Annotated in this window: 17 protein-coding genes; 3 read left to right on the top strand and 14 right to left on the bottom strand. The window is 60.9% G+C overall.

Features of this window, described 5'->3' with window-relative positions; translation table 11 throughout:
* Positions 1–10: 10 nt before the first annotated feature.
* The 3 genes from QRN70_RS16910 to QRN70_RS16900 form a co-directional block, all read right to left on the bottom strand.
* The gene (locus QRN70_RS16910) at positions 11–1,120 is read right to left on the bottom strand and encodes a polyamine ABC transporter substrate-binding protein (RefSeq protein WP_027610515.1); all 1,110 of its coding nucleotides are present in this window, start codon (positions 1,118–1,120) and stop codon (positions 11–13) included.
* Positions 1,121–1,291: 171 nt separating this feature from the next.
* On the bottom strand, positions 1,292–2,656 hold the full coding sequence (locus QRN70_RS16905; RefSeq protein ID WP_285419097.1) for an aspartate aminotransferase family protein: 1,365 nt from the start codon (positions 2,654–2,656) through the stop codon (positions 1,292–1,294).
* A gap of 56 nt (positions 2,657–2,712) precedes the next feature.
* Positions 2,713–4,071 carry a glutamine synthetase family protein gene (locus tag QRN70_RS16900; RefSeq protein WP_285419096.1) on the bottom strand — a complete coding sequence of 453 codons (1,359 nt, stop codon included), beginning with the start codon at positions 4,069–4,071 and terminating at the stop codon, positions 2,713–2,715.
* 741 nt (positions 4,072–4,812) lie between these two features.
* Between QRN70_RS16900 and QRN70_RS16895 the strand changes: the two genes are divergently transcribed.
* A complete protein-coding gene (locus QRN70_RS16895; RefSeq protein WP_285419095.1) occupies positions 4,813–6,189 on the top strand; it encodes a glutamine synthetase family protein in 1,377 nt (458 codons plus the stop codon).
* A gap of 217 nt (positions 6,190–6,406) precedes the next feature.
* On the top strand, positions 6,407–7,033 hold the full coding sequence (locus QRN70_RS16890; RefSeq protein WP_285419094.1) for a TetR/AcrR family transcriptional regulator: 627 nt from the start codon (positions 6,407–6,409) through the stop codon (positions 7,031–7,033).
* A 7-nt stretch (positions 7,034–7,040) separates the two neighbouring features.
* On the opposite strand, the gene coaA is transcribed toward QRN70_RS16890, so the two are convergent.
* The 9 genes from coaA to QRN70_RS16845 all read right to left on the bottom strand — a co-directional run bounded on the left by coaA (position 7,041) and on the right by QRN70_RS16845 (position 15,505).
* Positions 7,041–8,000 (bottom strand): type I pantothenate kinase, encoded by a 960-nt coding sequence (gene coaA, locus QRN70_RS16885; protein ID WP_285419093.1) that lies wholly within the window; start codon positions 7,998–8,000, stop codon positions 7,041–7,043.
* Between the two features lie 154 nt (positions 8,001–8,154).
* Complete coding sequence (locus tag QRN70_RS16880; RefSeq protein WP_065259896.1) at positions 8,155–8,370, bottom strand: TOBE domain-containing protein; 216 nt, start codon at positions 8,368–8,370, stop codon at positions 8,155–8,157.
* 106 nt (positions 8,371–8,476) lie between these two features.
* Positions 8,477–9,283, bottom strand: coding sequence for an aliphatic sulfonates ABC transporter ATP-binding protein (ssuB, locus tag QRN70_RS16875; protein ID WP_285419092.1), 807 nt, complete (start codon positions 9,281–9,283; stop codon positions 8,477–8,479).
* Entirely contained in the window at positions 9,280–10,062 is a 783-nt protein-coding gene (gene ssuC / locus QRN70_RS16870; protein ID WP_011336451.1) for an aliphatic sulfonate ABC transporter permease SsuC, read from the bottom strand. The genes ssuB and ssuC overlap by 4 nt, the downstream gene beginning before the upstream one ends.
* A gap of 8 nt (positions 10,063–10,070) precedes the next feature.
* Positions 10,071–11,219: an FMNH2-dependent alkanesulfonate monooxygenase gene (ssuD, locus tag QRN70_RS16865; protein WP_285419091.1), complete on the bottom strand. Its 1,149-nt coding sequence runs from the start codon at positions 11,217–11,219 to the stop codon at positions 10,071–10,073.
* Between the two features lie 25 nt (positions 11,220–11,244).
* A complete protein-coding gene (locus QRN70_RS16860; protein ID WP_285419090.1) occupies positions 11,245–12,225 on the bottom strand; it encodes a sulfonate ABC transporter substrate-binding protein in 981 nt (326 codons plus the stop codon).
* Positions 12,226–12,326: 101 nt separating this feature from the next.
* Positions 12,327–12,920: an NADPH-dependent FMN reductase gene (gene ssuE / locus QRN70_RS16855; protein WP_285419089.1), complete on the bottom strand. Its 594-nt coding sequence runs from the start codon at positions 12,918–12,920 to the stop codon at positions 12,327–12,329.
* 312 nt (positions 12,921–13,232) lie between these two features.
* On the bottom strand, positions 13,233–13,871 hold the full coding sequence (locus QRN70_RS16850) for a peroxiredoxin (protein WP_285419088.1): 639 nt from the start codon (positions 13,869–13,871) through the stop codon (positions 13,233–13,235).
* A 296-nt stretch (positions 13,872–14,167) separates the two neighbouring features.
* The gene (locus QRN70_RS16845) at positions 14,168–15,505 is read right to left on the bottom strand and encodes an OprD family porin (RefSeq protein WP_285419087.1); all 1,338 of its coding nucleotides are present in this window, start codon (positions 15,503–15,505) and stop codon (positions 14,168–14,170) included.
* A gap of 364 nt (positions 15,506–15,869) precedes the next feature.
* Here QRN70_RS16845 and tauA point away from each other — a divergent pair, with 364 nt between their 5' ends.
* Positions 15,870–16,859, top strand: a complete 990-nt coding sequence (gene tauA / locus QRN70_RS16840; RefSeq protein WP_502941605.1) for a taurine ABC transporter substrate-binding protein — start codon at positions 15,870–15,872, stop codon at positions 16,857–16,859.
* 80 nt (positions 16,860–16,939) lie between these two features.
* On the opposite strand, the gene argA is transcribed toward tauA, so the two are convergent.
* Complete coding sequence (argA, locus tag QRN70_RS16835; RefSeq protein ID WP_285419086.1) at positions 16,940–18,238, bottom strand: amino-acid N-acetyltransferase; 1,299 nt, start codon at positions 18,236–18,238, stop codon at positions 16,940–16,942.
* Positions 18,239–18,506: 268 nt separating this feature from the next.
* On the bottom strand, positions 18,507–19,661 hold the full coding sequence (gene argE, locus QRN70_RS16830; protein ID WP_285419085.1) for an acetylornithine deacetylase: 1,155 nt from the start codon (positions 19,659–19,661) through the stop codon (positions 18,507–18,509).
* Positions 19,662–19,751: the final 90 nt, after the last annotated feature.

Here is a 19,751-nt window from a genome sequence, read left to right as displayed (position 1 = left end):
TCAAACCGGCTTATTTGCCGGATTTGATCTTGGTCCAGCTGCGGGTCAGCTCACGCTGGGTAGCAGCCGGCAGATCGGCGATCGCATACAGCTTGGCCTGCACGTCAGCTGGCGGGTAGATGCCTGGATCGGCGGTGATGTCCTTGTTCACGTACTGGGTCGCTTCGGCGTTACCGTTAGGGAAGCGCACAGCGTTAGTGATCTCGGCCATCACTTTCGGTTGCAGCAGGTAGTTCATGAACTTGTAGGCGCCGTCGATGTTTTCCGCATCTTTCGGAATCGCGACCATGTCATAGAAGCTGCCAGCACCTTCCTTCGGAATGGCGTAGCTGACCTTGACCTTGTCACCGGCCTCGGCGGCACGCGACTTGGCCTGCTGCACGTCACCCGAGTAGCCCACCGCTACGCAGATGTTGCCGTTGGCCAGGTCGGAGATGTACTTGGACGAGTGGAAGTAGGTGATCGAAGGACGAATCTTGAGGAACAGCTCCTCGGCTTTCTTGATGTCTTCTTTCTTCTGGCTGTCGGTTGGCAGGCCCAGGTAATGCAGCGCGACCGGAAGCATTTCGGTCGGCGAATCGAGGAAGCTCACACCGCAGCTCTTGAGCTTGGCGATGTTCTCTGGCTTGAGCAGTGTGTCCCAGGAATCGATGGTATCGACGCCCAGCGCAGCCTTGACCTTCTCCGGGTTGTAGCCGATGCCGATCGAGCCCCACATGTACGGGAAGGCGTGCTTGTTGTCCGGGTCGCTGACCGAAACCGCCTTGAGCAGCGATTTGTTCAGGTTGCCGTAGTTGGACAGCTTGGACTTGTCCAGCTCCTGGTAGACGCCAGCCTTGATCTGCTTGGCCAGGAAGTTGTTCGACGGCACGACCACGTCGTAACCGGACTTGCCCGCCAGCAGCTTGGCTTCCAGGGTTTCGTTGCTGTCGAACACGTCGTAGACCACCTTGATCCCCGACTCTTTCTCGAAGTTGGCGATGGTGTCCGGAGCGATGTAGTCGGACCAGTTGTAGACGTGCAACACCTTGTCGTCCGCGTGGACCGCACCCGCCATCATGCCCGCGACGGACAGGGCGAGAAGAGTCTTGCCAGCAAGCTTTTTACCTAATGCCTTCATGCGTCATGCTCCAAATTTTTCTTTTTTGAACCACTTTGTTCAGCGGCCGAACCCGGACAACTGGAACCGCGGCTAGTCTGGCAAGATCCGAGGCGGTCTTTCAAGGAAAGACCCGCCTTTCTGACGCCTGCGAGCGACCGCGCCTCGGCGCCGTCGCTCAGAGCCTAGCACTTAGCCCTGCAACGCACTGAGGGTCAGATCCAGGCACTTGCGTGCCTTGGTCACCAGCTCATCGATCTCTGCCTTGCTGATCACCAGCGGCGGCGCAATGATCATGGTGTCGCCCACGGCGCGCATGATCAGGCCGTTGTCGAAGCAGAACTGCCGGCAGATCATGCCCACGCCCTTGCCTTCGTAGCGCTTGCGAGTGGCCTTGTCCTGCACCAGCTCGATGGCCCCCAGCAGACCGACGCCGCGCACTTCACCCACCAACGGGTGATCGTTGAGTTCGCGCAGACGCTTTTGCAAATACGGTGCCGTTTCGTTGTGCGCGTTCTCGATAATTTTTTCTTCGCGCAGGATGCGGATGTTTTCCAGGCCCACCGCCGCTGCCACCGGATGCCCGGAGTAGGTGAAGCCGTGGTTGAAGTCGCCGCCCTCGTTGAGCACTTTCACCACGTCGTCACGCACGATCAGGCCACCCATCGGGATGTAGCCGGAGGTCAGGCCCTTGGCGATGGTCATCATGTCGGGTTTGAGGTCGTAGAAATCCGAGCCGAACCACTCGCCGGTACGGCCGAAACCGCAGATCACTTCGTCGGCGACAAACAGGATGTCGTACTTGGCGAGGATTTCCTTGATGCGCGGCCAGTAGCTGTCTGGCGGAATGATCACGCCGCCGGCGCCCTGGATCGGCTCGGCAATGAACGCACCGACGTTGTCGACGCCGACTTCGAGAATCTTCTCTTCGAGCTGATTGGCCGCCCAGATGCCGAATTCTTCCGGGGACATGTCGCCGCCCTCGGCGAACCAGTACGGCTGGGCGATGTGGACGATGCCCGGGATCGGCAGGTCGCCCTGCTCGTGCATGTAGGTCATGCCACCGAGGCTGGCGCCGGCCACGGTCGAACCGTGGTAGCCGTTCTTGCGGCTGATGATGACTTTCTTGTTCGGCTGGCCCTTGATCGCCCAGTAATGGCGGACCATGCGCAGCATGGTGTCGTTGCCTTCGGAGCCCGAGCCGGTGAAGAACACATGGTTCATGCCCTCCGGTGCCACGTCGGCGATGGCCTTGGCCAGTTCCAGGGCCGGCGGGTGGGCGGTCTGGAAGAACAGGTTGTAATAAGGCAGTTCGCGCATCTGCTTGGCGGCGGCGTCGGCCAGTTCATCGCGACCGTAGCCGATCGCCACGCACCACAGGCCGGCCATGCCGTCGAGGATCTTGTTGCCTTCGCTGTCCCAGAGGTACACGCCCTTGGCGTTGGTGATGATCCGCGGGCCTTTCTCTTTCAGCTGCTTGAAGTCGCTGAACGGGGCCAGGTGGTGCTCGCTGCTGAGGGCTTGCCACTCACGGGTTTGCGGGTTGTTGCTGGTCATGCCAATTCTCCTTGTTATCGGTGAAGGCGCGGCGTGTGACGGCCGCGCCGGGCGTATCAGACGGCGAACAGCAGGTATTCGCGCTCCCACGAACTGATCACGCGCTTGAAGTTTTCATGCTCGGCCCGCTTGACCGCGACGTAGCCGGTGATGAAGGTCTTGCCGAGGTATTTCTCGATGGTCGCGCTGTTTTCCATGCGCTCCAGCGCATCCTCGATGGTCAGCGGCAGGCGCAGGTTGCGGCGTTCGTAGCCACGACCGACCACCGGCGCGCTCGGGTTGATGCCCTCGACCATGCCGATGTAGCCGCAGAGCAGGCTCGCGGCAATCGCCAGGTACGGGTTGGCGTCGGCGCCCGGCAGGCGGTTTTCCACCCGACGGTTCTGCGGGCCGGCATCCGGTACGCGCAGGCCCACGGTGCGGTTCTCTTCGCCCCACTCGACGTTCACCGGTGCCGAGGTGTCCGGCAGGAAGCGGCGGAACGAGTTGACGTTCGGCGCGAACAGCGGCAGCAATTCCGGAATCAGTTTCTGCAAACCACCGATGTGGTGCAGGAACAGCTGGCTCATGGTCCCGTCTTCATTGGAGAAGACGTTCTTGCCGGTCTCGATGTCGATGATGCTCTGGTGCAGGTGCATGGCACTGCCCGGCTCGCCGGTCATCGGCTTGGCCATGAAGGTTGCGGCCACGTCGTGCTTGAGCGCCGCCTCGCGCATGGTGCGCTTGAACACCAGGATCTGGTCGGCCAGGGACAGCGCGTCGCCGTGACGGAAGTTGATCTCCATCTGCGCGGTGCCGTCCTCGTGGATCAGCGTGTCGAGGTCCAGCTCCTGCAGTTCGCACCAGTCGTAGACGTCTTCGAACAGCGGATCGAATTCGTTCGCCGCTTCAATGGAGAACGACTGGCGACCGATTTCCGGGCGCCCGGAACGGCCGATCGGCGGCTGCAGCGGATAGTCGGGGTCGTCGCTGCGCTTGGTCAGGTAGAACTCCATCTCCGGCGCCACGATGGGCTGCCAGCCCTTGTCCGCATAGAGCTTGAGGACTTTCTTGAGCACGTTGCGCGGCGACAGCTCGATCGGGTTGCCCTGTTTGTCGTAGGTGTCGTGGATCACCTGGGCGGTCGGCTCGATGGCCCACGGCACCAGGTATACCGCGTTCTGGTCGGGGCGGCAGATCATGTCGATGTCGGCCGGGTCGAGCAGTTCGTAATAGATGTCGTCTTCGACGTAGTCGCCGGTCACGGTCTGCAGCAGCACGCTCTCTGGCAGACGCATGCCCTTTTCGGCGATGAACTTGTTGGTTGGCGAGATCTTGCCGCGGGTGATGCCGGTCAAGTCGCCGATCATGCATTCGACTTCTGTGATCTTGTGGTCTTTCAACCAATCGGTGAGCTGGTCGAGGTTGTTACTCATAAATGCCTCTGGGCTGAGTCTCCTGACAGTGTCAGGCAATGTTTGACGCACGGGGCGTCGCGTTAAAGGGGGCTTGCTTGCGCGCAGTGCCGGCTTACGCCTGGCACCGCGCATAGACAATGAAGGAAGAGCTTACCTGCCCTTTACGCTGGCGTTGCATTTGCCGTGCACTTTCAATGCGGACAGCCGTGCGTGCAGAATCACGAGCACGGCGCGGCGAGCGACACAGGCTTTGAAATTGAAAGAGATCTATATTGGTAGGAGAAAACGCAAACGGGATGCCGTTGCATGCGTCCAGAATATCGGACGTTACGCCCTGCCCGGCCGCTGAGCGGAATCGGCCCGGCACGCGGTGAGCCTTGCTGGCTGCACAACGAACGGACGTGTCGCCACTGATGTGTTGAGCATGCAGACCGGACTGTTGCGAGCAGTCGGTGACGCCGATTATCGGCAGGCGAGACATGAAGCACCCCGGTATTATTGCTGTTATGGGTATGATTGGAGCTTAGCCTTGTTCATTTTTTTACACAACACCCCCGTAAAAAATACAACACGGCCTGCTCAAGCCTGCGGTTAGCGTCAGCTGCGCAGGTAAAAAAACGCCCCAAACTGCCCCATAAATGCCCTCTCGGCGCTTTTTTAGGGCAAAAAAGGCCTCGCTTGACTTCGGCAGGCCGTTCGGGTTGACTGAAACCAGAAAAGATAAATGATTGATATTTTTAACAACAAAGGTGTTGCATCATGTCGGTACCCCCGCGTGCCGTTCAGCTTAACGAAGCGAACGCGTTCCTTAAGGAACATCCTGAGGTTCTGTACGTTGACCTTCTGATTGCGGATATGAATGGTGTGGTGCGCGGCAAGCGCATCGAACGCACCAGCCTCCACAAGGTTTACGAGAAAGGCATCAACCTGCCGGCCTCTCTATTTGCTCTGGATATCAATGGCTCCACGGTGGAAAGCACCGGCCTGGGTCTGGACATCGGCGACGCCGACCGGATCTGCTATCCAATCCCCGATACCCTGTGCAACGAGCCATGGCAGAAGCGCCCGACCGCGCAACTGTTGATGACCATGCACGAACTCGAAGGCGACCCGTTCTTCGCCGACCCGCGCGAAGTGCTCCGTCAAGTTGTTGCAAAGTTTGACGAGCTGGGCTTGACCATCTGCGCCGCGTTCGAGCTCGAGTTCTACCTGATCGACCAGGAAAACGTGAACGGCCGTCCACAGCCGCCACGCTCGCCAATCTCCGGCAAACGTCCGCACTCGACCCAGGTCTACCTGATCGACGATCTCGACGAATACGTCGACTGCCTCCAGGACATCCTCGAAGGTGCGAAGGAGCAAGGCATTCCGGCCGACGCCATCGTCAAGGAAAGCGCCCCGGCGCAGTTCGAAGTGAACCTGCACCACGTCGCCGATCCGATCAAGGCCTGCGATTACGCGGTCCTGCTCAAGCGCCTGATCAAGAACATCGCCTACGACCATGAAATGGACACCACCTTCATGGCCAAGCCGTACCCAGGCCAGGCGGGTAACGGTCTGCACGTCCACATCTCGGTGCTCGACAAAGATGGCAAAAACATTTTTGCCAGCGAGGATCCCGAGCAGAACGCCGCGCTGCGTCACGCGATCGGCGGTGTGCTCGAGACCCTGCCGGCGCAGATGGCTTTCCTCTGCCCGAACGTCAACTCGTACCGGCGTTTCGGCGCGCAGTTCTATGTACCGAACTCGCCGAGCTGGGGCCTGGACAACCGCACCGTGGCCCTGCGCGTACCGACCGGCTCCGCCGACGCGGTGCGTCTGGAACACCGCGTGGCCGGCGCCGACGCCAACCCGTACCTGCTGATGGCGTCGGTCCTGGCGGGCGTGCACCACGGCCTGACCAACAAGATCGAGCCGCCGCCTCCGACCGAAGGCAACAGCTATGAGCAGAACGAACAGAGCCTGCCGAACAACTTGCGCGATGCCCTGCGCGAGCTGGACGACAGCGAGGTGATGGCCAAGTACATCGATCCGAAATACATCGATATCTTCGTCGCCTGCAAAGAGAGCGAGCTGGAGGAGTTCGAACACTCCATCTCCGACCTCGAGTACAACTGGTACCTGCATACCGTCTAAGCGGATTGCAGCGTCAGGAAAAAACGCCGTTGGCTGATTCAGCCAGCGGCGTTTTTTTTATGGCCGCCGGCGACGGTTCGCGAGCAGGCTCGCTCCCACGGTCGGCCTCCAGTGAACATCAAAGCGGTGAACACAGAGCCTCCTGCTCGCGAAAGCGGCCGACAAGACAACACCCGAACCGGCTCGTACAATGCCCGCTGCCCCGCAGGAGACTTTCATGACGCGTCCCGCCCCCGTCCGCAAACCCCGTGCCCGCAGTCAGGCCCGGATCGATTCGATACTCGACGCCGCGCGCACGCTGCTGGCGGCCGAAGGCGTGGCCAGTCTGTCGATCTACAGCGTCGCCGAACGCGCGCAGATCCCGCCCTCTTCGGTCTACCACTTTTTCGCCAGCGTCCCGGCGTTGCTCGAAGCGCTGACCGCGGACGTGCATGCGGCCTTCCGCGCCTGCCTGCAAGCGCCCATCGACCACAGCGCCCTGCGCGACTGGCGCGACCTGTCGCGACTGGTCGAGCAGCGCATGCTGGAAATCTACGACGAAGACGCGGCGGCCCGTCAGTTGATCCTCGCCCAGCACGGCCTCACCGAAGTGACGCAAGCCGACCGGCAACACGATCTCGAACTGGGCGAACTGATGCACACGTTGTTCGATCAGCACTTCGCACTGCCGAAGCTGCCGGATGACGTGGATGTGTTCGCACTGGCGATGGAACTGGGCGACCGCGTCTACGCCCGCTCGGTGCAGCAGCACGGCCAGATCACGCCGCGCATGGCCGAAGAAGGCATGCGCGTGTTCGATGCTTACCTGGGCCTGTATCTGCCGCCCTATCTGCCCAAGCGCTGAGCGCTGGTCAAACCGCCCGCAGCAGCAACCGGTCGACAGAGTGATCGGCCGACTTGTTGATGATCAGGTTGGCCCGGTCACGTGTCGGCAGAATGTTCTCGACAAGGTTCTTCAGATTGACCCGATCCCAGGTATCGGACGCCATCGACAGCGCCTCCTGGTCAGACAACTGTTTGTACTTGTTGAAATATGACTCGGAAGACTGGAATGCGGTGTTCTTCAAGTAGACAAACCGTTCGAGATACCACTTTTTGATGCTGGCGGTTGCGGCATCGATGTAAATCGAAAAATCGATGAAGTCGAGCACGTTCGGCCCTGGCGTGTGCCCGCCCTGCAACACGTTCAAGCCTTCCAGGACAATGATGTCCGGCGCCTGCACCTGCTGGGTTTCATCGACAAGAATGTCGTAGCGGGCATGCGAGTAAATCGGGATCTCGAGCGCTTTTGTGTCATGGCGCACCGCGTGCAGGAAATCCAGGAAACGTGGCGTATCGTAGGATTCGGGGAAGCCCTTGCGATGCAGAAGCGCTTTTTCCTGCAGCGTTGCCAGGGGATAGAGAAACGAGTCCGTGGTCACCAGTTGCACATTCGGCGAACCGGACCACGACGACAGCAGGGCCGATAACACCCTGGCAAAACTGCTTTTGCCTACCGCGACACTGCCGCAGACGCCGATCACGAACGGCGGCCTGAAGCCGGGCATGGCGAGAAAGTCCGCCTGATTCTTTCTCAGCGCCTGGGTTGCCGCAAAACGCAGATAGAGCAGACGCGACAGCGGCAACAGGATGTCGACCACCTCCGCCGTCGTCATGGGCTGGGCATGACTGTTCAGCGCTTCCATTTGCGCAGGCGAGAGGATCATCGGCTGCTCGTCTCGCAAGCGTGACCATTGTTGACGATCGAACGCCACATACCCGCGATCCGCTGGCGGCACGGGTATCGCATCCAGCTTTATCGTCTTGTCCATCCGGTGTCTACGCCTGCCAAAAGCAGAAACATAGCAGATCGACCTCGCGGCTTGTAATGGATCTGCCCTGACCGGTCAGTTCTCGCGCGCTGAACGCGGGCGACAAAAAACCCCTAAGGGCTCACACCCTTCGGGGTTGTTTTTACTCACCGGCTTACAACTTGGCGATCGATACCTCGGTGGATTTGACGAAGGCGATCACCTCGCTGCCGACTTCCAGCTCCAGCTCCTTGACGGAACGGGTGGTGATCACCGAAGTGACGATACCGGAAGCGGTCTGCACGTCGATTTCCGACAGCACGTCACCGAGAACGATTTCCTTGATAGAGCCTTTGAACTGGTTGCGCACGTTGATGGCTTTGATAGTCATGATATTTCTCCTGGGGTCGAAATAAGCGGCAAGTGGCAAGCTTCAAGCGGCAAGCAAAAGCACAGCGCTTCTACTTGCAGCTTGTAGCTTGAAGCTCGCAGCTGCTTCATTGCGCCCAACGCAATTGCGTAGGCAGTGGTGAAACGGGTTCCGGCTCCGGCGGTTCGCCGGGCAGGGACAGAACACGGTTGAGCACTTCGGTTTCCAGCGCCGCCAGCCGATGCGAACCACGCACCCGCGGACGCGGCAGTTCGACCTGCAGGTCGAGCCCGACTTCGCCGTCCTCGATCAGAATCACGCGGTCGGCAATCGCCACGGCTTCGCTGACATCGTGGGTGACCAGCAACACCGTGAAACCGTGCTGCTGCCAGAGGCGTTCGATCAACTGCTGCATCTCGATCCGGGTCAGCGCGTCCAGCGCCCCCAACGGCTCGTCGAGCAGCAGCAGGCGCGGTTGATGGATCAGCGCCCGAGCCAGGGCCACACGCTGCTTCTGGCCACCGGACAGGGCCGCCGGCCATTCGTTGGCGCGATCCGCCAGACCGACCGCTTCCAGTGCAGCCAGAGCCTGTGGACGCCAGTTGCCTTTGAGGCCGAGTCCGACGTTGTCGATGATCTTTTTCCACGGCAGCAGGCGTGCTTCCTGGAACATCAGCCGGGTGTCGTCCCGCGCCTCGCTCAGCGCAGCGGAGCCGGCCAGCAGGTCGCCGCCAGTCGGCTGGTCGAGGCCGGCGAGCAGGCGCAGCAAGGTGCTCTTGCCGCATCCGCTGCGCCCGACCACGGCGACAAACTGCCCCGCCGGAATATGCAGGTCGATGTCGCGCAAGACCTGGCGCTTGCCGAACGTCTTCTGCAGGTTGCGCACCGCCAGCGGAATCCCGCGCAGCAGGCGTGGAGGTTGTTGAGCGGTCATGCCGCACCTCCCTTGGCAACCTGATAGGCCGGATGCCAGCGCAGCCACACGCGCTCCAGCCCACGGGCGGCGAGGTCGGCGAGTTTGCCGAGTACCGCGTAGAGCAGAATCGCCAGCACCACCACGTCGGTCTGCAGGAATTCGCGGGCATTCATCGCCAGATAACCGATGCCGGAGCTGGCCGAGATGGTTTCCGCGACGATCAGCGTCAGCCACATGAAGCCCAGCGCGAAGCGCACGCCGACCAGAATCGAAGGCAGCGCACCCGGCAGGATCACTTGCCAGAACAGGCTGAAACCGGACAGGCCATAGCTGCGCGCCATTTCCACCAGCGCCGGATCGACGTTACGAATACCGTGATAAGTGTTGAGGTAGATCGGGAACAACGTGCCCAGCGCCACCAGGAAAATCTTCGCCGACTCGTCGATGCCGAACCACAGGATCACCAGCGGAATCAGCGCCAGGTGCGGCACGTTGCGGATCATCTGCACCGAGCTGTCGAGCAGGCGTTCGCCCCACTTCGACAGGCCGGTGATGAAACCCAGCACCAGGCCAATGCTGCCGCCGATGGTGAAGCCCAGCGCCGCGCGCCAGCCACTGATCGCCAGGTGCGTCCAGATTTCACCGCTGCGCACCAGACTTACGCCGGCCTCGATCACTGCCACCGGTGCCGGCAGGATCCGCGTCGACAGCCAACCGGCCGACACCGACAACTGCCACACCGCCAGCAGCAATACCGGCAACGCCCAGGGCGCGAGGCTGTGGATAAATTTCTTCATGACGCGCCTCAGCTCTGCGACGCGGCTTTGGGAAGAATGTCGTTGGCCACCATCTCGCCAAACGGGCTGACGTAACCGGCGCTTTTCGGCAGTTGCGGACGTTCGATGTCGAGGTGCGGAAACAGCAGTTCGGCGACCCGATACGATTCTTCGAGGTGGGGATAACCGGAGAAGATGAAGGTGTCGATGCCCAGATCGGCGTACTCCTTGACGCGAGCCGCCACGGTCGGACCATCACCGACCAGCGCCGTACCGGCACCGCCGCGCACCAGGCCGACGCCGGCCCACAGGTTCGGGCTGACTTCGAGGTTGTCGCGGCTACCGCCGTGCAGCGCGGCCATGCGTTGCTGGCCAACCGAATCGAAGCGCGCCAGCGACGCCTGGGCACGTTTGATGGTGTCGTCGTCCAGATGCGAGATCAATCGATCCGCCGCCTGCCAGGCTTCGGCGTTGGTTTCGCGCACGATCACGTGCAGCCGGATGCCGAAGCGTACAGTGCGGCCGAGCTTGGCCGCCTTGGCCCGTACCTGTTCGATCTTCTCGGCAACGGCCGCCGGCGGCTCGCCCCAGGTCAGGACCATTTCCACTTGCTCGGCGGCCAGGTCCTGCGCGGCTTCCGACGAGCCACCGAAGTACAGCGGCGGACGCGGCTGCTGGATCGGCGGATAGAGCAATTTGGCGCCCTTCACGCTGATGTGTTCGCCGTCGTAATCGACGGTTTCACCTTCCAGCACCCGCCGCCAGATCCGGGTGAATTCCACCGAAGCCTGATAGCGCGCTTCGTGATCGAGGAACAGACCGTCGCCGGCCAACTCTTCCGGGTCGCCACCGGTCACCAGGTTGAACAGCGCACGGCCGCCGGACAGGCGATCCAGGGTCGCAGCCTGCCGCGCTGCCACCGTCGGGGAAATGATCCCGGGACGCAGGGCAACGAGGAATTTCAGGCGCTGGGTCACCGGGATCAGCGACGCCGCCACCAGCCACGAGTCTTCGCAGGAACGGCCGGTGGGAATCAGCACGCCGCCGAAACCCAGACGATCCGCCGCTTGCGCGACCTGTTGCAGATAGCCGTGGTCGACGGCGCGGGCGCCTTCGGCGGTGCCAAGGTAATGGCCGTCGCCGTGGGTTGGCAGGAACCAGAAGATGTTGAGGCTCATGGAGTGGTCTCCTTGGGGGTTCGATTTACTGGGCTTGGGTAACCGAGCTCTGGGCCACAGCGGCCGGGGGTGTCCAGATCACGTCCTTGATGCTCAACGGCTTGGGAATCAGCTTGAGCTGGTAGAAGGTGTCGGCGATTTTCTGTTGCGCGGCGACCACTTCCGGGGTCAGGAACAGTGCGCCGTAACCCTGGCGTTTCACCGAGGTCAGGGTGATGTCCGCCGGCAGGCCGAGCAGTGGCGCGACCTGTTGGGTGACGTCTTCGGGATTGGCCTTGGACCACTCGCCGACGGCGCGCACTTCTTCCACCAGGGTCTTGATCACCTCGGGGTTTTTCTGCGCGTAAGGTTTGGTCGCCAGGTAGAACTGGTGGTTGTCGACGATGCCTTTGCCGTCACGCAGGGTGTGCGCTTGCAGCTGTTGCTCGGCGGCGGCCTGGTACGGGTCCCAGATGACCCAGGCGTCGACGCTGCCGCGCTCGAACGCCGCGCGGGCATCGGCCGGTGGCAGGAACACGGTTTGAATATCGGTGTACTTGAGGCCGGCGTCTTCCAGCGCACGCACCAGCAGGTAGTGCACGTTGGAGCCTTTGTTCAGGGCGACTTTCTTGCCTTTGAGATCCGCCACCGATTTGATCGGCGAGCCCTTCGGCACGAGGATCGCTTCGCTGTTCGGCGCGGGCGGCTCGTAGGCCACGTAGAGCAGATCGGCACCGGCGGCCTGGGCGAAGACTGGCGGAGTTTCACCGGTGACACCGAAGTCGATCGAGCCGACGTTCAGGCCTTCCAGCAGCTGCGGGCCTCCGGGAAATTCGGTCCACTGCACGTCGACGCCTTGCGCGGCGAGGCGTTTTTCCAGGGTGCCTTTGGCCTTGAGCAGGACCAGCGTGCCGTATTTCTGATAACCGATCCGCAGGGTCTCGGCTTGAGCTTGAGTGATGGCGCCGAAGGACACAGCCGCAGCAAACAGAGCGACCAGACCACGACGCAAAAATACAGTGCGCATAGCGCTCTCCTTTTTGCTGTTGGGTTTTGGCTGCACCTGCTTGGCCGTTGGCGGCTGAGTAAGGTGAGTACTTCAAGTTTCGATGTGCCTGCAAAGCAGGCTCAAATGCTCCAGCGAGCACTCAACAAACGTTCGTTCAACAACCCCGGCTCCAGCGGTTGCGGGCGGCGCGCCATGGCGCTGACAAACTGGTCCAGGGCTTCATGCAACCGCTGCTCCAGTGCCGGCGCCAACTGCGCCTGGGCACTGCCTTCGCCATAGGCGATCTGGCTGTCCTCGGCAAAAATCCCTTGCAGCATTTCCTGTGCTTTCAGTGCCGACAGCACCGGCTTGAGTGCGTAGTCGACCACCAGCATGTGGGCGATGCTGCCGCCGGTGGCCATCGGCAATACGATCTTGTGGCTCAAGGCGCGTTCCGGCAGCAGGTCCAGTACGGTTTTCAGCGCGCCGGAGAACGACGCCTTGTAGACCGGCGTGGCGATCAGCAAGCCGTCGGCGTTTTCGATCTGTTGCAGCAGGTCGAGGACCTTCGGGCTGTCGAAACGGGCATGCAACAGGTCTTCGGCGGGGAAATCCCGCACCTGATAGCTCACCACTTCCACCCCTTGCTGCTGCAACCAGCGTTGCGAGCGCTCCAGCAACACCCCGGAACGGGAACGTTGGCTGGGACTGCCACCGAGTGAGACCACCAGCATTGAGACGATTCCTTGCGCGTTTCAGGCGATTCGCGGTTTGCGATCTCGCTTCGATGGAAGTGACCTTACCAGCTGATTTATATATCCATAAATCATATTTATTCATTTGTTTATGCATTTAAGAGATATGCGGGACGCTTTCCTCCAGGCAAAAAAACAGGCCGTGAAAACGGCCTGAAACCCTGCTTCGTGGCTACGCTGATCGTTCCCACGCTCCGCGTCGGAATGCCGCCCGTGACGCTCTGCGTCACAGTGGACGCGGAGCGTCCAGGTATTCATTCCCACGCACAGCGTGGGAACGATCCGAGGCGGTTATTTGTTCGGCTGCGGCGTAAGGCGCAGGTACGGCTTGACCGCGCGATAGCCCTTGGGGAAGCGCTGCTTGATCTCGTCTTCGTCCTTGAGCGATGGCACGATCACCACCTCGTCACCGTCCTGCCAGTTGGCCGGCGTGGCCACCTTGTAGTTGTCGGTGAGTTGCAGCGAATCGATCACCCGCAGGATCTCGTGGAAGTTGCGCCCGGTGCTCGCCGGGTAGGTGATGGTCAGACGGATCTTCTTGTTCGGATCGATCACGAACAGCGAACGCACGGTCAGGGTGTCGTTGGCGTTCGGGTGGATCAGGTCGTAGAGATCGGACACTTTGCGATCGGCATCGGCCAGGATCGGGAAGTTGACGAGGGTGTTCTGGGTTTCGTTGATGTCCTCGATCCACTTGTGGTGCGAGTCCACCGGGTCGACAGACAGTGCAATGGCCTTTACGCCACGTTTGCTGAACTCGTCCTTGAGCTTGGCCGTGAAGCCCAGCTCGGTGGTGCACACCGGAGTGAAATCCGCCGGATGGGAGAACAGCACGCCCCAGCTATCGCCCAGCCACTCGTGGAAACGAATCTTGCCGGCGCTGGAATCCTGTTCGAAATCGGGGGCGATATCGCCAAGTCTGAGGCTCATGGTGCGGCTCCTGATGAGTTGTTGGAGACCTCAACTGTAGCTCGGGATTTGATCTTCTGAAAAAGAATAAATAACTAGATATCTATACCTTAAAAGAATATTAAACATCTGTTCACTGGACGCCCGCCGGCTTCGCGACGACCATCAACCACAAGGTTCGAGAAGGCCTTGAGTTGCTGTAAAGAGGGGAATTTCGGGGAGGGCTTACGGGGGTGGGCCTGACTTGAAGACGCAAAAGCCCCGTCCGGCGCGATGCCGGACGGGGCTTTTTTACTTCAGCGAATCGAAACGCGCGATTACAGCAGCGGGATCGAGTAGCTGACGATCAGGCGGTTTTCGTCCTGCGAACGGGTGCTCGGCAGGTCAGTGCGCCAGGTAGCGTTTTTCCACATCAGGCCGACGTTTTTGAACGGGCCTTCCGGCACTACGTAGCCGACGGTGAAGTCACGTTCCCACTCGGTATGGTCGCCGCTCGGAGTATCGATATTGTCACCACGCAGGTAAACAACACCGGCGGTCAGACCAGGGAGGCCGACCTTGGCGAAGTCGTACGAGTAACGACCTTGCCAGGTGCGTTCACCGGCGCGGCCGAACTTCTGGATTTGCATGTCGGTGATGGTGTAGTTCGACGAGCCGTCACCCTGGTTCAGCCAAGGGAAGTCGCTGTCGCCGTTGCTGACCTGATAGCCGCCACCGAAAGTGTGACCAGCAACGGTGTACAGGAACAGGCCGCTGTAAAGGTTGTTGTCGACTTTACCTTTGGTGACGTTACCGCCGTAGTAACCCGTGGTGAAGTAGTTACTGTCGTGACCGTTGGCCCCATCGTCACGGCTATTGAAGTAACGGAGGTCCGACTTCAACACGCCCGGGCCGATTGCCCAGTTGTGCACCAGTCCCAGGAAGTGCTGCTTGTAGAAATCTTCCAGGTTGCCGTAGTAGTACTGGGCAGTCAGGTCTTTGGTGATTTTGTAGTCACCACCGGCGTAGATGAACTTGTTGCTGTCGCGGCCAGCCGCGGTACGGCCGTTGGCACCGGAGATCGACAACTGTTCGTTGTTGCTCGAGTTACGACCTTTCACTGCTTCAATCTGGCCGCCGACCAGCGTCAAATCCTTGATTTCGCCAGAAGTGATCTGGCCACCTTGCCAGGTTTGTGGCAGCAGACGACCGTCGTTTGTCACGATCACTGGCAGTTTTGGCTGCAGAGTGCCCAACTTCAGTTCGGTCTGGGAAATCTTGGCTTTGGCAGTCAGGCCCAGGCTGGAGAAGTTGTCGACCGCTTCACCATTGTGCTCGCTTGGGAACACGGTGCCGCCGTAAGAACCGGCGTTGGTGCGGGTCGCTGCTGTGGCGCCGTTGGTGCCGCCGCCCGAATCCAGACGCACGCCCAGCAGGCCGATGGCATCGATACCGAAACCTACAGTGCCTTGGGTGTAACCGGAGATGAAACGCAGATCAAAGCCTTGGCCCCACTCTTCGTTCTTGTTGGCGCCAGCGCCATCACGGTTATCAGTGTTGATGTAGAAGTTACGCAGCCCCAGTGTGGCCTTGCTGTCTTCGATGAAACCGGCTGCGCCTGCCTGTTGCGCAATAACCCCTACGGCCACGGCCAGGGCCAAGGTGGACTTGTTCATGTATCGCTCCTCTCGTTTCTAATTCTTGTGTTCCTGGTCCGGAGTCTGTTGCCCCTGGATCCTAAGATGCGCGATTAGCGCCAGACCGTGACTGACAAGTCAATCGTAACCTTGTGTGTCTACGACCAAGGTCTAATCGCAGTTATTTGGTCCCTGCAGGGTAAAGACTTCCTGATAAACCCAAAAAGAATTTATTCATTCTTTTTCATAGCATTCGGGAATATGGCCCTTTACTGGCCATCTGTGCCGGATACAGCGTATCGGCGCCTAAGCTCATTCCTAAATGGTATTTGTTAGCCTTTTTTTAGATCGATTAGCTTTGGCGCAACCCCAATTCGTCAAACCCTATCGAAAAGGCGACGCCATGATGGCCAAACGCGCACTATCTAGTCAATTTGTTACAGTTTGTGTGTCAGCGCTGATTTCTTTTTCCGCCCACGCCGCCAACCTGACCGTCGGCTACCAGACCGGTATCGATCCGAGCAAAGTGCCCCAGGCCGACGGTGTCTACGAGAAAACCATCGGCGAGAAAATCGACTGGCGCCGCTTCAACAGCGGTCCGGAAGTTGTGACAGCCATTGCTTCCGGCGACGTACAGATCGGCAACCTCGGCTCCAGCCCCCTGGCCGCTGCCGCGTCGCGCAACCTGCCGATCGTGGCCTTCATTGTTTCGGCACAGATCAATGCCGCCGAAGCTCTCGTGGTGCGCAATGGCAGCGGGATCAACACCCCGCAGGATCTGATCGGCAAGACCATCGCCACGCCTTTCGTTTCCACCTCCCACTACAGCCTGCTCGGTGCACTCAAGCACTGGGGCCTGGATACCAGCAAAGTCAAAGTGGTGAACCTGCAACCCGCGGAAATTGCCGCGGCATGGAAGCGGGGCGACATTGATGGCGCGTTTGTCTGGTCGCCGGCACTCGGCGAAATCCGCAAGACCGGCAAGACCCTGACCGACGCCGCCGAAGTTGGCCAGTGGGGTGCTCCGACCTTCGAAGTCTGGGTCGCGCGCAAGGACTTCGCCGAGAAACATCCTGACGTCGTGGCCAAATTTGCCAAGGTCACTCTAGACGCCTTTGCCGATTACGCCAGCCATAAAGACAGCTGGACGGCTGACTCCGCGCCCGTACAGAAAATCGCCAAACTGACCGGTGCCAATGCGGCCGACGTGCCGGAATTGCTCGCGGGTTCGGCGTTCCCGGACGCCAAGGCACAGCAAACCACGGCGCTGCTCGAAGGCGGCACGGCGAAGGCGATTGGTGAGACGGCGAAGTTTTTGAAGGAACAGGGCAAGGTCGAAAGCGTTTTGCCTGACTACTCGCCCTACGTCAGTGCGAAATTCGTCACCGAATAAACGCTATCGCGAGCAGGCTCGCTCCCACACAGGCTCAATGAACCTTGTGGAGCGAGCCTGCTCGCGATGAGGGCGTCACCTCACAGAGACTTTTCGAAGATCTTCGAATTGCGCTGATAGTTGTACAGCGACGCCCGCGCCGCCGGCAGACGTTCGACGCTGCTCGGCTCGAACCCACGCTCACGAAACCAGTGCGCGGTACGGGTGGTGAGGACGAACAGGGTCTTCAGGCCTTGCGCGCGGGCGCGGGTTTCAATGCGCTCGAGCAATTCATCGCCGCGGCCACCATGGCGATACTCCGGATTGACCGCCAGGCACGCCAGCTCACCGGCGTCCGAATCGGCAATCTGATACAGCGCCGCACAGGCGATGATCATGCCTTCGCGCTCGACCACGCTGAACTGCTCGATTTCGCGCTCCAGCACTTCGCGCGAACGACGCACCAGAATCCCCTGCTCCTCCAGCGGGCTGATCAGGTCGAGCAGACCGCCGACGTCTTCGATCGCCGCCTCGCGCACCAGCTCGAATTGCTCCTGGGCCACCAGCGTACCGCCACCGTCACGGGTGAACAGTTCGGTCAGCAGCGCGCCATCCTCGGCATAGCTGACGATGTGGCTGCGCGCCACGCCGCCACGGCAGGCCTCGGCAGCGGCATCCAGCAGCTCCGCCTGATAGTTGTTGCCCAGGCGTTGCAAATGCGCCGGCACCTGCTGCGGGCGCAATTCGCGCACCAGTTTGCCGTTCTCGTCGATCAGGCCGAGGTCGGCACCGAACAGCAGCAGCTTGTCGGCGCCCAGGTCGATCGCCGCGCGGGTGGCGACGTCTTCGCAGGCGAGGTTGAAGATTTCCCCGGTCGGCGAGTAACCCAGTGGCGACAGCAGCACGATCGAGCGCTCGTCGAGCAGGCGGTTGATGCCCTTGCGATCGACCCGGCGCACTTCGCCGGTGTGGTGATAGTCGACGCCTTCGAGCACGCCGATCGGCCGCGCGGTGACCAGGTTGCCGCTGGCCACGCGCAGGCGCGAGCCCTGCATCGGCGACGAGGCCATGTCCATGGACAGGCGCGCTTCGATGGCGATGCGCAACTGGCCGACCGCGTCGATCACACACTCCAGCGTTGCGGCATCGGTGATGCGCATGCCGTGGTGGTAATGCGGGGTCAGACCGCGAGCGGCCAGGCGCGCTTCAATCTGCGGGCGCGAGCCGTGCACCAGCACCAGGCGTACGCCGAGGCTGTGCAGCAACACGATGTCGTGGACGATGTTGCCGAAATTCGGATGCTCGACGCCGTCGCCGGGGAGCATGACGACGAAGGTGCAATCGCGATGGGCATTGATGTAGGGAGATGCGTGGCGAAGCCAATTGACGTATTCGGGCATGAACCTGGGCCTATAATAAATAGCAGCCGGAAAAAGGGGCGAAACGGGAAACGCACAGCGGGCTGGTGGTTATCGTCGGAACAGGCTTGGCGACACGCGCGCTCTCCTCATGAATACGGGTTGGGGTGCTGGCAATTTACAGCGTTTGGTCAGACAAAACATTGATCCCTTGTGGGAGCGAGCCTGCTCGCGAAAGCGGGTGTATCCGTCGACATCGAAGTGTCTGAAATGGCGCTTTCGCGAGCAGGCTCGCTCCCACAGGGGTTGATCATCGTTCGTCAGCGGTCAGGCAGTAATGTTCAATCAACTGCCGCAATAGATGCACGGTAGGCTGCAAACGTGACATTTCAAGGTATTCACCGGGCTGGTGGGCGCAGGCAATGTCGCCGGGGCCGAGCACGATGGTTTCGCAACCAAGGCGCTGAAGATAAGGCGCTTCGGTGCCGAACGCCACCGCTTCGGCCGTGTGGCCGGTGAGTTTTTCCGCGATTCGCACCAGTTCGGCGTCTGCGGCCTGTTCGAACGGCGGCACTTCCGGGAACAACGGCTGGTAGTCGATCTTCACCTGATGGCGCTCGGCGACCGGATTGAGCTTGCGCAGAATCTCGGCGCGCAGGATTTTGGGGTCCATGCCGGGCAGCGGTCGCAGGTCGAATTCCAGCGAACACTGGCCGCAGATGCGGTTGGGGTTGTCGCCGCCATGGATGCAGCCGAAGTTCATCGTCGGCTGCGGCACGCTGAACTGCGGGTTGTTGAACTCACGCTGCCACAGCAGGCGCAGACCACGCAGTTCGCCGATGGCATCGTGCATCGCCTCGAGGGCGCTGTGGCCCAGACGCGGATCCGACGAGTGCCCGCTCTGCCCGAGGATATCGATGCGTTCCATCATGATGCCCTTGTGCATGCGGATCGGCTTGAGCCCGGTCGGCTCGCCGATCACCGCGGCACGGCCCAGCGGCTGCCCGGCTTCGGCCAGTGCGCGGGCGCCGGACATCGAGCTTTCTTCATCACAGGTGGCGAGGATCAGCAGCGGTTGCTTGAACGGCTGCTCGAGCAGCGGTTGCACGGCCTCGATGATCAGGGCGAAAAAGCCCTTCATGTCGCAACTGCCCAGGCCGACCCAACGGCCGTCGACCTCGGTCAGCTGCAGTGGATCGGTCTGCCACAGCGCATCGTCGTACGGCACGGTGTCGCTGTGCCCGGCCAGCACCAGGCCGCCGGGGCCGCTGCCGTAGCTGGCGAGCAGGTTGAACTTGCCGGGGCTGACCTGCTGGATATCGCAACGAAAGCCCAGATCCCCCAGCCATCCGGCGAGCAGATCGATCACCGCCCGGTTGGACTGATCCAGGCTGGGCTGCGTGCAGCTGACCGACGGTGCGGCGATCAGTGCAGCGAACTGGTCTTGCATGGACGGCAATGGCATCACTGACTCCAACTCCCGGATTGAAGTCCATCATAGAACCATCCGGCGCCAGGAATAAACCGCCGCAGGGCGTAGCAAGGATGACTCCTG

Origin of the sequence: Pseudomonas sp. efr-133-TYG-5 (genome assembly GCF_030209175.1) — a bacterium.
GTDB lineage: Bacteria > Pseudomonadota > Gammaproteobacteria > Pseudomonadales > Pseudomonadaceae > Aquipseudomonas.
This window is presented reverse-complemented; position numbering and strand designations above follow the sequence as displayed.